This is a genomic window from Streptomyces sp. NBC_00358 (assembly GCF_036099295.1).
In the GTDB taxonomy this organism is placed as follows: domain Bacteria; phylum Actinomycetota; class Actinomycetes; order Streptomycetales; family Streptomycetaceae; genus Streptomyces.
Genome location: NZ_CP107976.1, coordinates 5,162,470 through 5,178,771 on the forward strand (window position 1 = coordinate 5,162,470; position 16,302 = coordinate 5,178,771).

Annotated in this window: 15 protein-coding genes; 7 read left to right on the plus strand and 8 right to left on the minus strand. The window is 71.8% G+C overall.

Going from position 1 to position 16,302, the window contains the following annotated elements; all coding sequences use genetic code 11:
- Positions 1 to 65 precede the first annotated feature (65 nt).
- Complete coding sequence (locus OHT01_RS21905) at positions 66 to 680, plus strand: sigma-70 family RNA polymerase sigma factor (RefSeq protein WP_328554814.1); 615 nt, start codon at positions 66 to 68, stop codon at positions 678 to 680.
- A gap of 19 nt (positions 681 to 699) precedes the next feature.
- Here the strand turns inward: OHT01_RS21905 and OHT01_RS21910 are convergent, their stop codons facing one another.
- Positions 700 to 3,648 carry an AfsR/SARP family transcriptional regulator gene (locus OHT01_RS21910; protein ID WP_328554815.1) on the minus strand — a complete coding sequence of 983 codons (2,949 nt, stop codon included), beginning with the start codon at positions 3,646 to 3,648 and terminating at the stop codon, positions 700 to 702.
- Between the two features lie 157 nt (positions 3,649 to 3,805).
- Between OHT01_RS21910 and OHT01_RS21915 the strand changes: the two genes are divergently transcribed.
- Positions 3,806 to 4,459 carry a rhomboid-like protein gene (locus OHT01_RS21915; RefSeq protein ID WP_328554816.1) on the plus strand — a complete coding sequence of 218 codons (654 nt, stop codon included), beginning with the start codon at positions 3,806 to 3,808 and terminating at the stop codon, positions 4,457 to 4,459.
- 10 nt (positions 4,460 to 4,469) lie between these two features.
- Positions 4,470 to 5,876 (plus strand): NAD(P)/FAD-dependent oxidoreductase, encoded by a 1,407-nt coding sequence (locus tag OHT01_RS21920; protein WP_328554817.1) that lies wholly within the window; start codon positions 4,470 to 4,472, stop codon positions 5,874 to 5,876.
- Positions 5,877 to 5,891: 15 nt separating this feature from the next.
- Here the strand turns inward: OHT01_RS21920 and OHT01_RS21925 are convergent, their stop codons facing one another.
- On the minus strand, positions 5,892 to 7,391 hold the full coding sequence (locus OHT01_RS21925) for an MFS transporter (protein WP_328554818.1): 1,500 nt from the start codon (positions 7,389 to 7,391) through the stop codon (positions 5,892 to 5,894).
- Between the two features lie 80 nt (positions 7,392 to 7,471).
- A complete protein-coding gene (locus tag OHT01_RS21930) occupies positions 7,472 to 8,452 on the minus strand; it encodes a zinc-binding dehydrogenase (protein ID WP_328554819.1) in 981 nt (326 codons plus the stop codon).
- Positions 8,453 to 8,665: 213 nt separating this feature from the next.
- Between OHT01_RS21930 and OHT01_RS21935 the strand changes: the two genes are divergently transcribed.
- Positions 8,666 to 9,373, plus strand: coding sequence for a pentapeptide repeat-containing protein (locus tag OHT01_RS21935; protein WP_328554820.1), 708 nt, complete (start codon positions 8,666 to 8,668; stop codon positions 9,371 to 9,373).
- 48 nt (positions 9,374 to 9,421) lie between these two features.
- Here OHT01_RS21935 and OHT01_RS21940 read toward each other — a convergent pair whose 3' ends face one another.
- The 3 genes from OHT01_RS21940 to OHT01_RS21950 form a co-directional block, all read right to left on the minus strand.
- Complete coding sequence (locus tag OHT01_RS21940) at positions 9,422 to 9,916, minus strand: DUF4913 domain-containing protein (RefSeq protein WP_443043425.1); 495 nt, start codon at positions 9,914 to 9,916, stop codon at positions 9,422 to 9,424.
- Between the two features lie 101 nt (positions 9,917 to 10,017).
- Positions 10,018 to 10,965, minus strand: a complete 948-nt coding sequence (locus OHT01_RS21945; RefSeq protein WP_328554821.1) for a hypothetical protein — start codon at positions 10,963 to 10,965, stop codon at positions 10,018 to 10,020.
- A gap of 68 nt (positions 10,966 to 11,033) precedes the next feature.
- The gene (locus OHT01_RS21950) at positions 11,034 to 11,534 is read right to left on the minus strand and encodes a hypothetical protein (protein WP_328554822.1); all 501 of its coding nucleotides are present in this window, start codon (positions 11,532 to 11,534) and stop codon (positions 11,034 to 11,036) included.
- A gap of 127 nt (positions 11,535 to 11,661) precedes the next feature.
- On the opposite strand from OHT01_RS21950, the gene OHT01_RS21955 reads away from it, so the two are divergent.
- A complete protein-coding gene (locus OHT01_RS21955) occupies positions 11,662 to 13,071 on the plus strand; it encodes a M1 family metallopeptidase (protein ID WP_328554823.1) in 1,410 nt (469 codons plus the stop codon).
- A 91-nt stretch (positions 13,072 to 13,162) separates the two neighbouring features.
- Here the strand turns inward: OHT01_RS21955 and OHT01_RS21960 are convergent, their stop codons facing one another.
- Complete coding sequence (locus tag OHT01_RS21960) at positions 13,163 to 13,738, minus strand: TerD family protein (RefSeq protein ID WP_328554824.1); 576 nt, start codon at positions 13,736 to 13,738, stop codon at positions 13,163 to 13,165.
- 192 nt (positions 13,739 to 13,930) lie between these two features.
- On the opposite strand from OHT01_RS21960, the gene arfB reads away from it, so the two are divergent.
- Together arfB and OHT01_RS21970 are read left to right on the plus strand one after the other, a co-directional pair.
- Complete coding sequence (arfB, locus tag OHT01_RS21965; protein ID WP_328554825.1) at positions 13,931 to 14,359, plus strand: alternative ribosome rescue aminoacyl-tRNA hydrolase ArfB; 429 nt, start codon at positions 13,931 to 13,933, stop codon at positions 14,357 to 14,359.
- Between the two features lie 99 nt (positions 14,360 to 14,458).
- A complete protein-coding gene (locus tag OHT01_RS21970) occupies positions 14,459 to 15,409 on the plus strand; it encodes a sigma-70 family RNA polymerase sigma factor (RefSeq protein ID WP_328554826.1) in 951 nt (316 codons plus the stop codon).
- Between the two features lie 130 nt (positions 15,410 to 15,539).
- On the opposite strand, the gene OHT01_RS21975 is transcribed toward OHT01_RS21970, so the two are convergent.
- Positions 15,540 to 16,049 carry a flavin reductase family protein gene (locus OHT01_RS21975; protein WP_328554827.1) on the minus strand — a complete coding sequence of 170 codons (510 nt, stop codon included), beginning with the start codon at positions 16,047 to 16,049 and terminating at the stop codon, positions 15,540 to 15,542.
- Positions 16,050 to 16,302: the final 253 nt, after the last annotated feature.

Genomic DNA, 16,302 nt, shown 5'->3' on the forward strand with positions numbered 1-16,302 from the left:
CCGGAGGCACCGGCCCCAGGTCTCCCTTGACCGGGGCCGGTCATCCCAAGGAACAGGAGCACACCATGAACGTCACGGTCATCGGATCGGCGAGCGCGGTCTCGCCCGAGGAACGGGCGTTGCGCGACCTCTACCTGGAACACGGCCCGGCGCTCTACACGTATGTGCTGCGCATGCTCGGCGGGGACACGCACCGCACCGAGGACGTCATCCAGGAGACGCTGCTGCGCTGCTGGAACAAGCGGAACCTGGTCGACGACGAGGGCATGGCCGTACGCCCCTGGATGTTCCGGGTCGCCCGCAACCTCGTCATCGACGGGCACCGGACGCGGATGGCGCGGCCGTTGGAGATAGGCGGTGCCACCTGGCTGAGCGAACTGGGCGCCGAGGTGGACGACATCGAACGGATGCTGTCGTCCGTCGTGGTGCGCGAGGCCCTTCGGGCGCTCACTCCCGCCCACCGCGACGTGATCCGGGCGACGTTCTTCGAGGACCGCACCACCCAGGAGGCGGCCGACGCCCTGGGCATCCCGCAGGGCACGGTCAAGTCCCGGGTGTACTACGCGCTGCGCAGCCTGCGCCTGGCCCTGCGCGAGCACGGTGTCGTCGGGGACGACGACGTCCGACCGCAGGAGCAGGAGCAGGAGCGGGAGCAGGACCGGGACCGAGCCGCGGCTTGAGCGCGTCCGGGTCGGCCGGTCACGGCGGACCGTCCCCGGTTTCTCCGGGCCCGGCGGCGCCCAGGTCGCGCAGGGTCGCCCGCAGGTCGGCGGCCTCCGGGTGGGAGGTCTCCTCCAGGAGGGCGAGTGCCTTCCGGAAGGCGCCGATCGCCGCGTCCCGGTCGCCCGCGGCGAGCCGGGAGTCGGCGATGTGCCGCAGGGTGTCCGCCTCCAGATAGTGGTCGCCGACCTCCCGGTACAGCGCCAGCGCCTGCTCGAAGCGTTCGACGGCGGCGTCGTACCGGCCGAGCTGGTGGTGGGCGTAGCCCACGCTGTCCTGTGCCGCGGCCTCGCCGATCGGGTCCCCGATCTCCTGGTGCAGGGCGACGGCCTTCTCGCAGTGCTCCAGCGCCTTGTCGTGCTCGCCGAGCAGGATGTACGTCCATCCGACCTCGTTCAGAACGATGGCCTCGCTGCTCGTGTTGCCCTCGGTCCGGTACAGCTCGCGGGCGTGCTCGTAGTGGTCCAGCGACACGGTGAACCGGCCCTCGCCGTTGGCCTGGTAGGCGAGACAGCGCCGGGTGCGTGCCTGGCCGGGCAGGTCGCCCTCGGCCCGGAACAGCTCCAGCGCCCGGCCGAGGTCCCGGCGCGCCTCGGCGGAGTGCGCAAACCGGGTGTGGAAGAAGCCCAGACCGCGCAGGGCGTGCGCCTCGCCCAGCCGGTCGCCGACGGCGCGGGCGGCCCGGAGCGCGGCACTGTTGATCTCCATCAGGTCGTGCCAGAAGCCGAGCCGGTCGAAGTACAGGTCCAGTCCGACGGCGGTGCGCCAGGCGTGGTCCTCGTAACCGTGGGCGGCGCCGTGCTCGACGACCGCGCGCAGGACGTGCCGCTCCGTGCGCAGCCACTGCATGGCTTGCTTGCGTCCGGTGAACCGGGGCGCCCCGCCGTCCGTTGTGTTCGGCGGCAGGCGAAGGGTCTCGCGGAGCGGGCTGATGATCGCGGAGGCGTGGTGGGTGGTGTGCAGATAGTGGTCGTGCATGCGGTGCAGCGCCGCGTCGCGCCGCTCCTCCGTGTCCTCGGTGTCGGCCAGTTCGCGGGCGTAGGCACGCAGCAGGTCGTGGAAGGCGTAGCGGCCGGGCGCGTGTTCACCGAGCAGGCTGGCCCCGGTGAGTTCGGCCAGCAGCGCGCGGACCGGGCGCGGGGGCACCGCGGCCAGGGCGGCGGCCGCGGCCGTGCCGATGTCGGGGCCCGGGTGGAGGGAGAGCCGGCGGAACAGTTCCGCCGCCGGGGAGGGCAGCGCGTGGTACGACCACGAGAAGACGGCGCGCGCGTCCGTGTGGGCGTCGCCGCCGGTGAACGCGTCCAGACTGCCGTGGGTCTCCCGCAGTTCCCCGGCGATGTCGGCGAGCCGGAAGCCGGGGTGATGGGCGGCGCGTGCCGCCACGATGGCCAGGGCCAGCGGCAGCCGGGCGCACAGCTCGACGATGGCGTCGGCGGCCTCCGGTTCGGCCGCCACCCGTACGGCGCCGATCCGCCGGGTGAGCATCGCGCGGGCCTCGCCGGTGCTCAGCGGCCCCAGGGTCAGCGGATGGGCGCCGTGGCCGGCCACCAGTCCGGTCAGCCGGCTGCGGCTGGTGACGATGACCAGGCAGCCCGGTGTGCCGGGCAGCAGCGGTCGTACCTGCCCGCTGTCGCGGGCGTTGTCCAGCACGATCAGGACGCGGCGGCGGGCGAGGACGCTGCGGTAGAGGGCGGCCTGCGCGTCGAGCCCTTCGGGGACGGCCTGCGGGGCCACGCCGAGGGCGACGAGGAACGTCTCCAACGCCTCGGAGGGGTCCATCACGGAGCCGCCCTGGTCGTATCCGCGCAGGTTCACATAGAGGCTGCCGTCGGGGAAGCGATGGGCGACGCGGTGTGCCCAGTGCACGGCCAGGGTGGTCTTGCCCGCTCCGGCCATGCCGTTGATCAGGCCGATGACGGCGGTGGCCGGATGTTCCTCGGCGGGCAACAGCGCGTCCACCTGGCCGAGTTCGGTGTCGCGTCCGGTGAACAGAGGCAGGTCGGCGGGGAGCTGGGAGGGATGTACGTCGCCCGCGACCCGCGCGTGCTCGTCCGGGTCGGGGTCGTCCGCCGGCTCGGGGTCCGGGTCGTCCTCGCGGCCGGTGCCGTCGGTGTCCGGCGCCGGTACCGGAACCGGTGGCGGCGACAGGTCCGGGTCCCCGGCCAGCAGCCGGGCGTGCGTGGCCCGCAGGGAGGGGCCGGGTTCGATGCCCAGCTCGTCCACGAGCGTGCGGCGGGTGCCCGCGTACACCTCCAGCGCCTCGGCCTGCCGGCCGCAGCGGTGCAGGGCCACCAGCAGCAGTTCGCACACGGCCTCGCGCAGCGGCTGCGCGCCGCGCAGTGCCACCAGTTCGGGCAACACCGCTTCGTGGCGGCCGAGTTCGAGCTCCACGCGGAGCCGGTACTCCTGGGCCGTCAGCCGCCGCTCGGTCAGGCGTGCCCGTTCGGTCACCGCGAACGGTCCCGGCACACCGGCCAGCGGGGTGCCGTGCCAGGCGGTGAGCGCGGTGCCCAGCAGCCGGGCCGCCCCGCGGCTGTCGCCCCGGGCGCGGCGCAGCTCGGCCAGCGCCAGGCCCTCCTCGAACTCGCCGAGATCGCTGGTTATCTCCTCGGTCCGCAGCGCGTACCCGTCACCGATGGACACCACGAGCCGGGGCGGGACGCCCGGGGTCCGGTCGGACTCCAGCAGTTTGCGCAGCCGCGACACATAGGTGCGCAGCACGGGGACGGCGCCGGCGGGCGGGTCGTGACCCCAGATGCCGTCGACGAGTTCGCCGACGCCGACCGCGCGTCCACGGCGCAGCAGGAGCACCGCGAGCACGGCCCGCTGCTGCGGTGAGCCGAGGGCCAGTTCCGTCTCGCCCCGCCACGCGCGCAGCGGACCCAGTAAGGAGAAACGGAGAACTCCCGCACCATCAGTAACAGTCACGGCACCAGAGAGTAGCGAGGCACTGTTACGAACACTCTGTCGATCCGGCCATTTCATATGTTCGTGGCGTGCAGGCAACGGGCTGGTCGCCCCGGAGGGCGGATCGTCCGGAATGTCGATCGCGTGGGGAACACCCCCGGCATGGGTGAATCGGACCATGCGTATTGACCGGGGCTTCCACAGGGTGTGGACGTACGTGCGCGGCGCTCCGGGCACGTACATCTGGCTGACGATTCTGTTCATCACGACCGTGGCCATGCACCACATGTCTCCGGATTTCGAAGAGGACTTCCTGAGACAGCGCTCGACGAACATCCACGAGCTGTCGAACAACCCGGTGCGGGTGCTGTTCGCCAGCGCGATGTGGATCGAAGGCGGCCACTGGATCCCGTACGCCGTTCTCTACACCGTCTTCCAGGCGCCGGCCGAACGCTGGCTGGGAACCGCGCGCTGGCTCGCGGTCAACGCGGCCGCGCATGTGCTGTCGACGCTGATCAGCGAGGGTGCGCTGCTCTGGGCGATCAAGCACGGAGTGGCACCGCACTCCGCGGTCGACACCCTCGACATCGGGGTGAGCTATGCCCTCGCGGGGGTGGTCGGCGTGCTCACGTACCGGTTCGCGGCGCCCTGGCGGTACGTGTATCTGGTGGTCGTTCTGGCGCTGTACGGGATTCCCTTCGCCACCGCCCGGACCTTCACCGATCTCGGGCATTTCACCTCCGTCCTGACCGGTCTGGCCTGTTATCCGCTGGCCAGAGGGCGGGGAAAAGCATGGAATCCGAAGGAGACAGTGGACGCTCTGCGGGGTTAACGTCCGGCTCATGAGCAGTTCGGCGAGCAAGGCAGTGAACGGCGGCATCTCCTTCTGGTACGCGGACGACGGCCTTCCCGCCCCCCGGGAACCCCTGCCCGGCGACGGGTCCGCCGACGTCGTCGTGGTCGGCGGCGGCTACACCGGACTGTGGACCGCGTACTACCTGAAGAAGGCGGCCCCCTCCCTGCGCGTCACCGTCCTGGAGCAGAAGTTCTGCGGCTACGGCGCCTCGGGGCGCAACGGCGGCTGGCTCTACAACGGCATCGCGGGCCGCGACCGGTACGCGAGGCTGCACGGCCGGGAGGCGGCCGTACGCCTCCAGCAGGCCATGAACGACACCGTGGACGAGGTCGTCCGGGTGGCGGCCGAGGAGGGCATCGAGGCCGACATCCACCAGGGCGGTGTCCTGGAGGTGGCGTACACGCCCGCGCAGCTGGCCCGGCTCAAGGCCTTCCACGCGCACGAGCTGTCGTACGGCGAGAAGGACCGCGAGCTGTACGGCGCGAAGGAGACCGCCGAGCGGATCCGGGTCGCGGACGCGGTGGGCTCGGCCTGGACCCCGCACGGGGCCCGGCTGCACCCGGTGAAACTGGTCAAGGGCCTCGCCGCGGCCGTCGAGGCGCTCGGCGTCACCATCCACGAGCAGACGCCGGTGACCGAGATCCGCCCGGGGCACGCGGTGACGCCGTACGGCACCGTCCGCGCCCCCTACGTCCTGCGCTGCACCGAGGGCTTCACCGCGAACCTCAAGGGCCAGAAGCGCACCTGGCTGCCGATGAACTCCTCCATGATCGCGACGGAACCGCTGACCGCGGGCCAGTGGGCCGGGATCGGCTGGGAGGGCCGCGAGACGCTCGGCGACATGGCGCACGCGTACATGTACGCCCAGCGCACCGCCGACGACCGCATCGCGCTCGGCGGCCGCGGTGTCCCGTACCGCTTCGGCTCGCGCACAGACAACGACGGCCGCACCCAGCAGTCGACCATCGACGCCCTGTACGAGATCCTGGTCCGCTTCTTCCCGTCGCTGACCGGTGTCCCGGTGGCCCACGCCTGGTCGGGTGTCCTCGGCGTCCCGCGCGACTGGTGCGCCACGGTCACCCTGGACCGCTCGACGGGCCTCGGCTGGGCCGGCGGCTACGTCGGCTCCGGCGTCGCCACCGCCAACCTCGCCGCCCGCACCCTGCGCGACCTCGTGCGGCAGGACTCCGGCGAGGCGGGCGCGACCGGCCTGACCACCCTGCCCTGGGTGAACCACAAGGTCCGCAAGTGGGAGCCCGAGCCGTTCCGCTGGATCGGCGTGCACGGCATGTACGCGACCTACCGCACGGCCGACCGCCGCGAACTGACCGCCCACACCCCCGAGTCGTCCCGGCTGGCCCGGGTCGCGGACCGGGTGGCCGGACGCCACTGACCGGGCCCGGAACCGTCAGCCAACGGACTCCGGGACCGCCGCTCCCGCCGCCGCGTGCTTCGGGGCCTTGGCCGTGACCATGAGGCCGGCGACCAGGCCGGCCAGCAGCAGGATGCCGGTCGCCCACCAGATGGCCACGGTGTAGCCGTGGACGACGCCCTCACGGACGATCAGCGCCTTCTGGGACGGGTTGTGGAGATGGGCGGCGATGTAGGCCGTGCTGGTCGTGGTGGCGATGGTGTTCAGCAGCGCCGTACCGATCGAACCGCCCACCTGCTGCGAGGTGTTGACCGTCGCGGAGGTCACGCCCGCGTCCTGCGGGGCGACCCCGGCGGTCGCGGTGGCGAAGACCGGCATGAAGACCAGGCCCATGCCGAGACCCATCAGGAGCAGACCGGGCAGCAACTGGCCCGCGTAGTCGGAGTTGACCGTGAGCTGCGTGAAGATCACCATGCCGCCGGCGGCGAGGACCGCGCCCGGCACCATCAGTATGCGTGGCGCCACATGGGGCAGCAGCCGCGCCGAGATCTGCGTCGAACCGATGATGATCGCGACGGTCAGCGGCAGGAACGCGAGACCGGTCTTGACCGGCGAGTACCCGAGGATGACCTGGAGGTAGTAGGTCATGAACAGGAACATGCCGAACAGGGCGATGACCGCGAGCCCCATCGTCAGGAAGCAGCCGGCTCGGTTGCGGTCCTTGACGATGTGCAGCGGCAGGAGCGGGCTCGGTGCCCTGTTCTGCCACCACACGAACGCGACCAGCAGCGCGGCCCCGCCCGCGATGAGGCCCAGCACCAGCGGGTCCGACCAGCCGCGCGAGTTCGCCTCGCTGACCCCGTAGACGATCGCCACCAGTCCGCCGCAGCCCAGCACCGCGCCGGGCACGTCGAGGTGGACGTTCTTGAAGCCCGGCCGGTCCCGCAGCAGTCCGAACGCGCCGATGACCGTGATGACCGCGATGGGGATGTTGACGTACAGGCACCAGCGCCAGTTCAGGTACTCCGTCAACAGGCCGCCCACGATGAAGCCGATCGCCGCACCCGAGCCCGCCAGCGCTCCGTAGACACCGAAGGCCTTACCGCGTTCCCTCGGATCGGTGAACGTCGTGGTCAGCAGGGACAGCGCGGACGGCGCGAGCAGGGCGGCGAAGGCACCCTGGAGGGCGCGGGCGCCGAAGAGCATGCCGGACGTGGTGGCCGCGCCGCCGATCCCGGACGCGACGGCGAAGCCGATCAGCCCGATGACGAACGTGCGTTTGCGGCCGACGAGGTCGGCGATCCGGCCGCCGAGCAGCAGCAGCCCGCCGAAGGCCAGCGTGTAGGCCGTGATGACCCACTGCCGGTTGCCGTCGGACATGCCGAGGTCGTGCTGAGCGGAAGGGAGCGCGATGTTCACGATGGTCGCGTCCAGCACGACCATCAACTGGGCCAGCGCGATGATCACCAGCGCCCACCAACGGTGGGGGTCGGGACCCACGGGCGCTTCTGGTTCACCTGTCCGGGTGACACTCATTCGCTCAGAAGACCATGAAACAGGATGAGTCGCATCTTTGGACGACATGGCCTCGCGGGACGGGTTCCAGGGGCTCGCGGTCATGGCTCCAACACCACCTTTCCGATCGTGGCCCTGTCCTCCAGGGCCCGGTGCGCCGAGGCCGCCTCGGCGAGGGGAAAGCGCGTGACGGCCGGGGTGAGGCGCCCGGCCGCGGCCTCGGCCAGGGCCCGCAGTTCCAGGGTCCGTACGGGGTCGGGTCCGCCGGCCTTCCGCATCATCACGGGGCCGAGCACCTGCTCGGACACCCCTTCCACGAGGTACGGGGAGCCGCCGCGCAGGCCCGCGCCGGACCACCCGAAGACGAGGTGCCGGCCCCCGGGCCCGAGCAGGGCGACGGCGTCCCGGGCGATGTCGCCGCCGACACCGTCGAGCACGACGGTCGCCGCCCGGCCGCCGAGGTGCGCCCGGACCTTCTCCGGCCAGCCCGGGTCGGTGTAGTCGACGGCCGGATCGGCGCCGTTCGCGCGCGCCCGCGCCACCTTCTCCGGGCCGCCCGCGAGACCGACCACGGTCGCGCCCGCGTGGTGCGCGTACTGCACGAGGAGCGTGCCGAGGCCGCCCGCGGCGGCGGGCACGACGACCACGGAGGAGGGGCCGAACTCGGCGAACTGCACGATCCCCATGGCCGTACGGCCTGTTCCGATCATGGCGACGGCCTGCGCGAAGTCGAGGTTCGCGGGAATGTCGTGGAGGCGCTCGACGTCGGTGACGGCCAGTTCGGCATAGCCGCCCGGGGCGAAGCCGAGATGGGCGACGACGCGTCTGCCGAGCCAGAGCGCGGCGACGCCCTCGCCGAGGGACTCGACGGTTCCGGCGACCTCGCGGCCGGGGACCGTCGGCAGGGCCGGCACCGGGGCCGGGCCGCCCCGCATGCCCGCGCGCAGAGCGGTGTCCAGGAGATGCACACCGGCGGCGGCCACGGCGATACGGACCTGGCCGGGCCCCGGCACGGGGTCCTCGGTCCGCTCGTGGACGAGATTCTCGGCGGGACCGAAGGCGTGCAGCTGGATCGCGTACATCGGGGCTCCTGGCTGTCTGTGAGGCCGGTCGAACATCCACCCTCCGACCTCAAGCCCGCTTGAGGTCAAGGCGCTCGCGGAGGCGCGGGGCCGGCGGCGTCAGGGCAGCCGGCTTTCCTGTGGATAAGGACGGCCGAGGACCCGGGAATGTGACATGCGGGGAGTTCTCGCAGGCCGGCGCCGGTTGTCCGTGGCGGCGGGCAGGATGGGGGCATGGCGAGGAGAGTGGCGGGCGGGCGCGGCGGTACGGGTGCGAAGGCACCGGGGACAGGGCTGAAGGCGGCACGGCGGCCGGAGGTACGACTGCCGGTGCTGGAGCCGTACGACGGCGCGGAGCTGGAGCCGGACGGCGACTACGACGGGCTGGAGTTCAAGGACGCGGACTTCGCAGGGCAGGACGGCGGGGGAGCCCGCTTCATGGACTGCGCCCTGACGGGCTGCGCGCTGGACGAGACGCGGCTGCACCGCGCGCGCCTGCTGGACTCGGTCCTCACGGGCCTGCGGGGTGTGGGCACCGATCTCGCCGAGTCGACGCTGCGCGATGTCGAGCTGGTCGACGCCCGCCTCGGCGGGCTCCAGTTGCACGGCTCCGTCCTGGAGCGGGTGGTCGTGCGGGGCGGGAAGATCGACTATCTGAATCTGCGCACGGCGAGACTCAAGGACGTCGTCTTCGAGGGCTGCGTCCTGGTCGAGCCGGACTTCGGCGGCGCCCGGCTGGAGCGCGTGGAGTTCGTGGACTGCGTCCTGAAGGGGGCGGACCTCACCGAGGCCACCCTCGTGGACGTGGACCTGCGCGCGGCGGCGGAGCTGGACATCGCGCGGGGCGTGGACCGGCTCGCGGGCGCGGTCATCAGCACGGCCCAGCTCCTGGACCTGGCGCCGGTGCTGGCCGCGGCGCTCGGGGTCAGAGTGGAAGGCTAGAACCCGTCAGGACCGGTCCGATGGACGCCCGGGGGCACGGGTGCGGGGTCACCCCGGGTAGGGGTCCATCGAGGGAGTCTCCTTGTCCCGGTGGCCCGCCTTGCAGCCCGCGAACGGGCCGGCGGGATCGCGCAGCGCGGCCATGACATGGGTGAGGTGGTCGCGGTGCCACAGCGCGGGACCGCTCAGCCCGGCCGTCGGCCCGGTCAGCTCCTGCCAGGTCATCCACAGGCCGTAGAACTGGGCCACCGCTTCGGGGTGCCGCCACCAGCTCGCGCACCAGGGCGCCGTCGAGGTGACCTCGCGGCCGTACACCGGCAGCAGGAGGTGCCGCACCCACAGGGTCAGCCGGAAGAGGGCTTCGTCCTGTTCCGGGCCCTCCAGATACAGGATGAACAGCGAGGTCGGTTGCGGGGGAGCCGGTTGCGGGGCGCTGTCGCCGGACGCGAGGTCCGTGGTGGGGGCCGCCTCCGCCGGGTGCTGGAGTTCTCGGCCGTGCTCGTCGCCCTCGGGGACGCCGGTCAGGGTGGCGTTCTCTGGCATGCGGGGATGTCCTCGGGACCGGAGGGAAGGTGGAGGGGCAGCCGCTGCCGGGACGCCCCCTGCGAGGGAGTCCCGGGGACCGGCTGTCGGCTGATTCCTGGTTACGGGGCGGCAGCGCCGCGCTTGGCGACGGTCGCGGCCTTCGGCGGCGGCTGAGGGAGGGCCGAGGTCGTCGCTGTCGCGTGTGCCGTGGAGGACTCCGCACCCGGCGACTGCAAGGAGGCCACGCTCGGCGACGACGCCAGGGCGGAGTTGGCCGTCGGAACCGCCGTCATGGCGAGGGTGTCGGGGGGCAGGCTCGCGTTGCTGCCGAGGCTCGCCGTCCCCGCCGGCGACGCGACGGTCGGCAGGAAGCCGCCCTCGGTGGCGCGCTGCTGGTAGCTGGTCAGGGAACCGCCGAGGGTCAGCGACGTTCCCCAGGTCGTGAGCTGCTGCAACTGCTCGCGGGTCTTGTCGGGATCGGCGGCCTGCGCGCTCAGTACTGTTCCGGCGATGGTGGCGCCGCTGCCCAGCACGCTGACCGCGGCCCGCACCCGGTTCACGTCGGGGTCGTGGTACGCCTTGTAGGCGGTGATACCCATATTGCTGAGCGCCTCGACCCCGGCCAGATAGGGCGCCGCCTGTTGCAGCCGCTTCGCCGTCTCGCCCTGGGCGTAGAGCCCGGCGACCTGGGTGGCGAAGGGGAGGGCCTTCGTCGCGAACGAAACGATCGGTTCCGCGTGCGCCACGGCCCAGTTCTTCGTGGCCGTGGTGTACTGCCAGATCTTTCCGGACACGCCCTGCGCCAGGAAGGACGGGGGCCTGCCGACGCCCTCCTGGTAGTAGATGCCCTGCTCATGTCGGGGGTGCGGGCGCTCGGGGAGCTCAGGCATGTCGTGCGGGGCGCTGACCGGGACGGGAACAGGGACGTGATCGCTGCCCGCGCTGACGACGGGGACGCCGACGAAGGGCATCTCGTGGACGCTGCCGACCGATGTGGTCGAACCTTCATCGTCGGAACCCGAGACGTTCCCCGTCTCCAGGTCGGATCGTCGTTGTTGGGGTGGCATCCGAGATTTCCTTCCGTGTGCCGGGAGTCGCTCTACGCGCAGCACAACGGACGCACGGTCCCCTCGGTTCAGGAGACGCGCGGGAAGCGGGCCTGGAGCGTCCAGATCGCCGGGTTCTCGGCGAGGTCCTCGTGCAGGTCCGTGAGGTCCGCGAGCAGGTCGTGCAGGAAGTCTCGGGCCTCGCGGCGCAGCTCGGTGTGGGAGAAGGTCAACGGCTCCTCGTCGCCCGGCATCCAGTCGGCCTCGATGTCCACCCAGCCGAAGCGGCGCTCGAAGAGCATGCGGTCGGTGGACTCGGTGAAGTCCAGTTCCGCCCGCTGCGGGCGGGAGGCCCTGCTGCCGAGCGGGTCGCGGTCGAGCTGCTCCACGATGTCGCACAGCGCCCACGCGAAGTCGAGCACCGGCACCCAGCCCCAGCCTGTGGACACCTCACGGTCCTTCTTGGTGTCGGCGAGATAGACATCGCCGCAGAACAGGTCGTGCCGCAGCGCGTGGACGTCCGCTCGGCGATAGTCGGTCTGCGGCGGGTCGGGGAAGCGGTTGGAGAGGGCGTAGCCGATGTCGAGCACGTAGGTGATGGTGTCACGCCGGGGGTGCGGCTTCCCGCCCGGCGGTTTCCGGCCGATCCGGGGGCCTTCGGCCGATGGGTGCCGACTCGCCCCGCGGGTGGGGGAGGCGCGGCCTAGGATCGCGGATGTGCCCCGATCTTCCCGCACCGTCCCCTTTGCTCTGGCCGTCGCGCTCGTCGTCGGCCTCACCGCCTGCGGCGGGGACGACGTGCACGGCAAGCCCGGCGCCGCCGGGGTCGGCGACCCGTACTTCCCGAAGATGGGCAACGGCGGGTACGACGTCACGCACTACGGCCTGACCCTCGCCTACGACCCCCGGGACAAGCGGCTGACAGGGACGGCAGTGATCACCGCGCGGGCCCTGGAGGACCTCAGCGCCTTCCGTCTCGACCTGCTGGGGCTGCACGTCTCGGACGTCACCGTCGAGGGCCGGAGCGCCGGCTGGAGCCGGGCGGGCCAGGAGCTGACCGTGCGCCCGCACGACGACCTCGACAAGGGGAGGACGTTCCGTACGACGGTCCGCTACTCCGGCACCCCCGAGACGATCACCGACCCGGACCGTTCCAAGGAGGGCTGGCTGCGCACGGCCGACGGCGCCCTCGCCCTCGGGGAACCCACGGGGTCGATGGCCTGGTTCCCCGGGAACCACCACCCCTCCGACAAAGCGTCCTACGACGTCGGGATCACCGTCCCCGAGGGGCTCCAGGCCGTCTCCAACGGCGAGCTGAGGAGCGAGGCGACCGCGAAGGGCCGTACGACGTACTCCTGGCACACGGCCGAACCGATGGCGAGCTATCTGGCGACGCTCGCGATCGGCAGATACGACATCACCCGCTCCAGGACGAAGAACGGGCTGCCCGTCTACGTGGCGGTGGACCCGACCCAGGCGAAGGCGAGCAGGAAGGTCCTCGGCGGGATTCCCGGAATCATGGACTGGGAGGAGGCGGCCTTCGGCCCGTACCCCTTCTCCTCCACCGGGGCGATCGTGGACCGCCCCGACGACGCGGGCTACGCCCTGGAGACCCAGAACCGCCCCGTCTTCCCCGGCGCCCCCGACACCAGGACCCTGGTCCACGAACTGGCCCACCAGTGGTTCGGCGACTCGGTCACCCCGAAGTCCTGGCGGGACATGTGGCTCAACGAGGGGTTCGCCACCTACGCGGAGTGGCTGTGGCAGGAGGACCACGGCGGTGATTCGGCCGACGAGATCTTCAACTCCCTCTACAAGGGCGACTATTACGAACCGGTCGACAGCGCGGAGATCTGGGCCTTCCCGCCCGCCGACCCGCCCGGCGCCGCGCAGATCTCCGACCCGCCCGTCTACTACCGCGGCGCGATGGTCCTGCACAAGATCCGCCGGCTGGTGGGCGACGACACCTTCCACCGCATCGTCCGCGGCTGGGCGGCCACCCGCCGCCACGCGAACGCGGACACGGCCGACTTCACCGCGTACGTCGAAAAGGCCGCGCCGGACAAGGACTTCAGCGGGATCTGGAAGGACTGGCTGTACGGAAAGGGCAAGCCGGCCCACCCGTGAGCCGCCGGGTGCCGCGAACCCGTACGGCCTCATGGGAGGAGCCCCCGGCCGAAGCGTGTCCGGGGGCTCCTTCCACAGCGCGCGCTCAGGGTCAGACGCTGACGCCGAAGTCCTGCGCGATGCCCGCCAGGCCCGAGGCGTAGCCCTGGCCGACCGCGCGGAACTTCCACTCCGCGCCGTTGCGGTAGAGCTCGCCGAAGACCATGGCGGTCTCGGTGGCCGCGTCCTCGGAGAGGTCGTAGCGGGCGATCTCGGCGCCGCCGGCCTGGTTCACGATGCGGATGTAGGCGTTGCGGACCTGCCCGAAGTTCTGCGAGCGGTTCTCCGCGTCGTAGATGGAGACCGGGAAGACGATCTTCTCGACGTCGGCGGGAAGGCCCGCAAGGTTGACGTTGATCGCCTCGTCGTCGCCGGCACCCTCACCCGTCGTGTTGTCGCCGGTGTGGACGATGGTCTGGTCGGGGGTCTGCTTGTTGTTGAAGAAGACGAAGTGGGAGTCCGAATAGACCTTGCCCTGGGGGTTGACCGCGATGGCCGAGGCGTCGAGGTCGAAGTCGGTGCCCGTGGTGGTGCGGACATCCCAGCCGAGGCCCACGGTGACGGCGGTCAGGCCCGGAGCCTCCTTGGTGAGCGAGACGTTGCCACCCTTGGACAGGCTTACAGCCATTGTTGGGAGTCCCTTCCCTCGTGAAGTACGGGCTTCGTACTGGAGACGAAGCTACCGTCACCCCTATGAACGCCAAGGGGGGTACCCGAGGTTCCGTCTGTCTTTACCTTTTTTACCCAGAACTCCCTCTTCACTCCGAGAGACGCCGAAAACCGGGTGACGCGGACCGGCCGGGCACGGGACCATGAACACATGTCCGGTCCTTATGTCATCCGCGGCTCCGTCTCCCTGCCCGAGGCCGAGCTCATCTGGCGTTTCTCGCGCTCCGGCGGGCCGGGCGGGCAGCACGTCAACACCAGCGACACGCAGGTGGAGCTCCGCTTCGACCTGGCGAACACCGAGGCGCTGCCGCCGGTGTGGAAGGACCGCGCCCTCGTGAAGCTGGAGGGGCGGCTCGTCGACGGGGTCATCAGCGTCCGTTCCTCCGAGCACCGCTCCCAGTGGCGCAACCGCGAGACGGCGGCCGTACGCCTCGCCGCGCTGCTCGCCGAGGCGACCGCCCCGCCGCCCAAGCCGCGCCGCGCCACCCGCATCCCCCGCGGCATCAACGAACGCCGTCTGCGCGAGAAGAAGCAGCGCTCCGACACCAAGCGCGGCCGCACGGGCCGCGACTGGGGCTAGGTCCCAGCCCGGCTCAGCCCTGCCCGCCCCGGTTGTCACATCCTCGCCGCGTGGTCCGTCACCTTCGTGACGGCTCGCGACAAGGAGTGGTGACCAGCGATGAGCGACAGCGCCCACGAGGACTCTGCGAAGGACACGCGGACGGCGGACGGCGGAAAGGCGCGCGCGGAGGACGACCTCGACTTCCTCGCCACCCGGTTCGAAGGCCACCGGGGCCGTCTGCGGGCCGTCGCCTACCGCATGCTCGGTTCTCTCGCCGAGGCCGACGACGCCGTGCAGGAGGCGTGGCTCAGGCTGAGCCGCGCCGACGCGAACGGGGTCGGCAATCTCGGGGGATGGCTGACGACCGTGGTGGGGCGGGTCTGCCTGGACATGTTGCGATCGCGCAGGACCCGGCGGGAGGAGCCGCTGGAGCCGGCGTCGGAGTGGCAGGGGGTGCGGATGCCCGATCCGGTGCTCAGTCCGCTCAGCGGGGTCGACCCGGAACAGCAGGCTCTGCTGGCCGACTCGGTCGGCCTCGCCCTGCTCGTCGTGCTGGAGACGCTGACGCCCGCCGAGCGGCTCTCCTTCGTTCTGCACGACCTGTTCGCCGTGCCGTTCGAGGAGATCGCGACCGTCCTGGGCCGGACGCCCGCCGCGTCCCGTCAGCTCGCCAGCCGGGCCCGCCGCCGGGTGCAGGGCGGGGCGCCGGTCTCGGACGCCGATCCGGCCCGGCAGCGGGAGGTCGTCGAGGCGTTCCTCGCGGCGGCCCGCGAAGGCGACATCGAGGGACTCGTCGCCGTCCTGGACCCGGATGTCGTGGCCCGCTCGGAGCGGGGTGTCTCGGCCGGCGCCGTCGCGGTGGCCTCCAACGCGAGCAGCTTCGCGACCCTCGCCCACATCGCACGGCCCGCCCTCGTGAACGGCGTCGCGGGCCTCGTGGTGGTCACCGGGGGGCGCCCTGCGGGTGTTCTCGCCTTCACGGTCGTACACGGCAGGATCGCGGTGATCGACATCGTCAACGACCCGGAGCGGCTGGCGCGCCTCGACGTCACCGTCCTGGACCGCTGACGCCGTCGGCCCGTCCCCGCCGACCCGTCCCCGTCCCGCCGACCCGCCCCCGTCCTGCCGGCCGGACCGGTCGTCGGGAGGTCGTACGTGCGCCGCCGGGGGGCTTCGGTCCCGTTGCCGTGCGGGGGTCTCAGCCCAGTTGCCGGTAGCGGCCCTTGAAGTACGCCAGGGGGCCGCCGTCGGCGCTCGGCACATGGGCGGTCAGGACGCGGCCGATGACGAGCGTGTGGTCGCCCGCGGGAATCCGCTGCTCGGTTTGGCACTCCAGGGTGGCGAGGGCGCCGCCCATCAGGAGCGCCCCGGTCGTCTCGCCGCGGACGTACGGGAGGTCCTCGAAGAGGAGCCGGTCGCTGATGCGGCCCTTCATGGCGAAGCGGCCCGCGATGTGGCGCTGGCTCTCGGAGAGCACGGAGACGCCCCACAGGGGCTGTTCGTCGAGCAGGTCGTCCATCCGGGAGCCCTCGCGCAGGCTGACCAGGACGAGCGGCGGGTCCAGGGAGACGGACATGAACGCGGTCGCGGTCATGCCGACGTCGTCACCGCCCGGTCCGTCCGCGGCCAGTGCGGGCTCGTGCGCGGTCACCAGGACCACACCCGCGGCCAGCCGGGTCATGGCGTCGCGGAACTCGTCGTTGCTCACCCCCTCAGCATGCACGGAGGGGATGAGGGGGGTGGCAGGGGAGGTCGTGAGCACGCTGAAACGCTAGTCTCCGCTCCGCGGGTGGCGCATCGGACCTGGGCCCGAACCGGGACCTAGGTCGGAGGGCGGAGGAGGGCCGGGAACGCGCGGGTTGCGGAGCCGGCGGAGGGTGGGGCGGGGCGGACGGAAGTGGCGGTGGGGACGGCCGTACTCTCATCCGTACTCATTCGACGGGCTCAAGCGTGCACAGGTT

What these genes read in the sequence shown, in the direction of transcription:
- arfB (WP_328554825.1), top strand. Translation starts at nt 13,931, where the DNA reads ATGTCCGGTCCTTATGTCATCCGCGGCTCCGTCTCCCTGCCCGAGGCC.
- OHT01_RS21930 (WP_328554819.1), bottom strand. Translation starts at nt 8,452, where the DNA reads ATGTACGCGATCCAGCTGCACGCCTTCGGTCCCGCCGAGAATCTCGTC.
- OHT01_RS21960 (WP_328554824.1), bottom strand. Translation starts at nt 13,738, where the DNA reads ATGGCTGTAAGCCTGTCCAAGGGTGGCAACGTCTCGCTCACCAAGGAG.
- OHT01_RS21915 (WP_328554816.1), top strand. Translation starts at nt 3,806, where the DNA reads ATGCGTATTGACCGGGGCTTCCACAGGGTGTGGACGTACGTGCGCGGC.
- OHT01_RS21935 (WP_328554820.1), top strand. Translation starts at nt 8,666, where the DNA reads ATGGCGAGGAGAGTGGCGGGCGGGCGCGGCGGTACGGGTGCGAAGGCA.
- OHT01_RS21945 (WP_328554821.1), bottom strand. Translation starts at nt 10,965, where the DNA reads ATGCCACCCCAACAACGACGATCCGACCTGGAGACGGGGAACGTCTCG.
- OHT01_RS21925 (WP_328554818.1), bottom strand. Translation starts at nt 7,391, where the DNA reads ATGAGTGTCACCCGGACAGGTGAACCAGAAGCGCCCGTGGGTCCCGAC.
- OHT01_RS21920 (WP_328554817.1), top strand. Translation starts at nt 4,470, where the DNA reads ATGAGCAGTTCGGCGAGCAAGGCAGTGAACGGCGGCATCTCCTTCTGG.
- OHT01_RS21905 (WP_328554814.1), top strand. Translation starts at nt 66, where the DNA reads ATGAACGTCACGGTCATCGGATCGGCGAGCGCGGTCTCGCCCGAGGAA.
- OHT01_RS21940 (WP_443043425.1), bottom strand. Translation starts at nt 9,916, where the DNA reads ATGCCAGAGAACGCCACCCTGACCGGCGTCCCCGAGGGCGACGAGCAC.
- OHT01_RS21970 (WP_328554826.1), top strand. Translation starts at nt 14,459, where the DNA reads ATGAGCGACAGCGCCCACGAGGACTCTGCGAAGGACACGCGGACGGCG.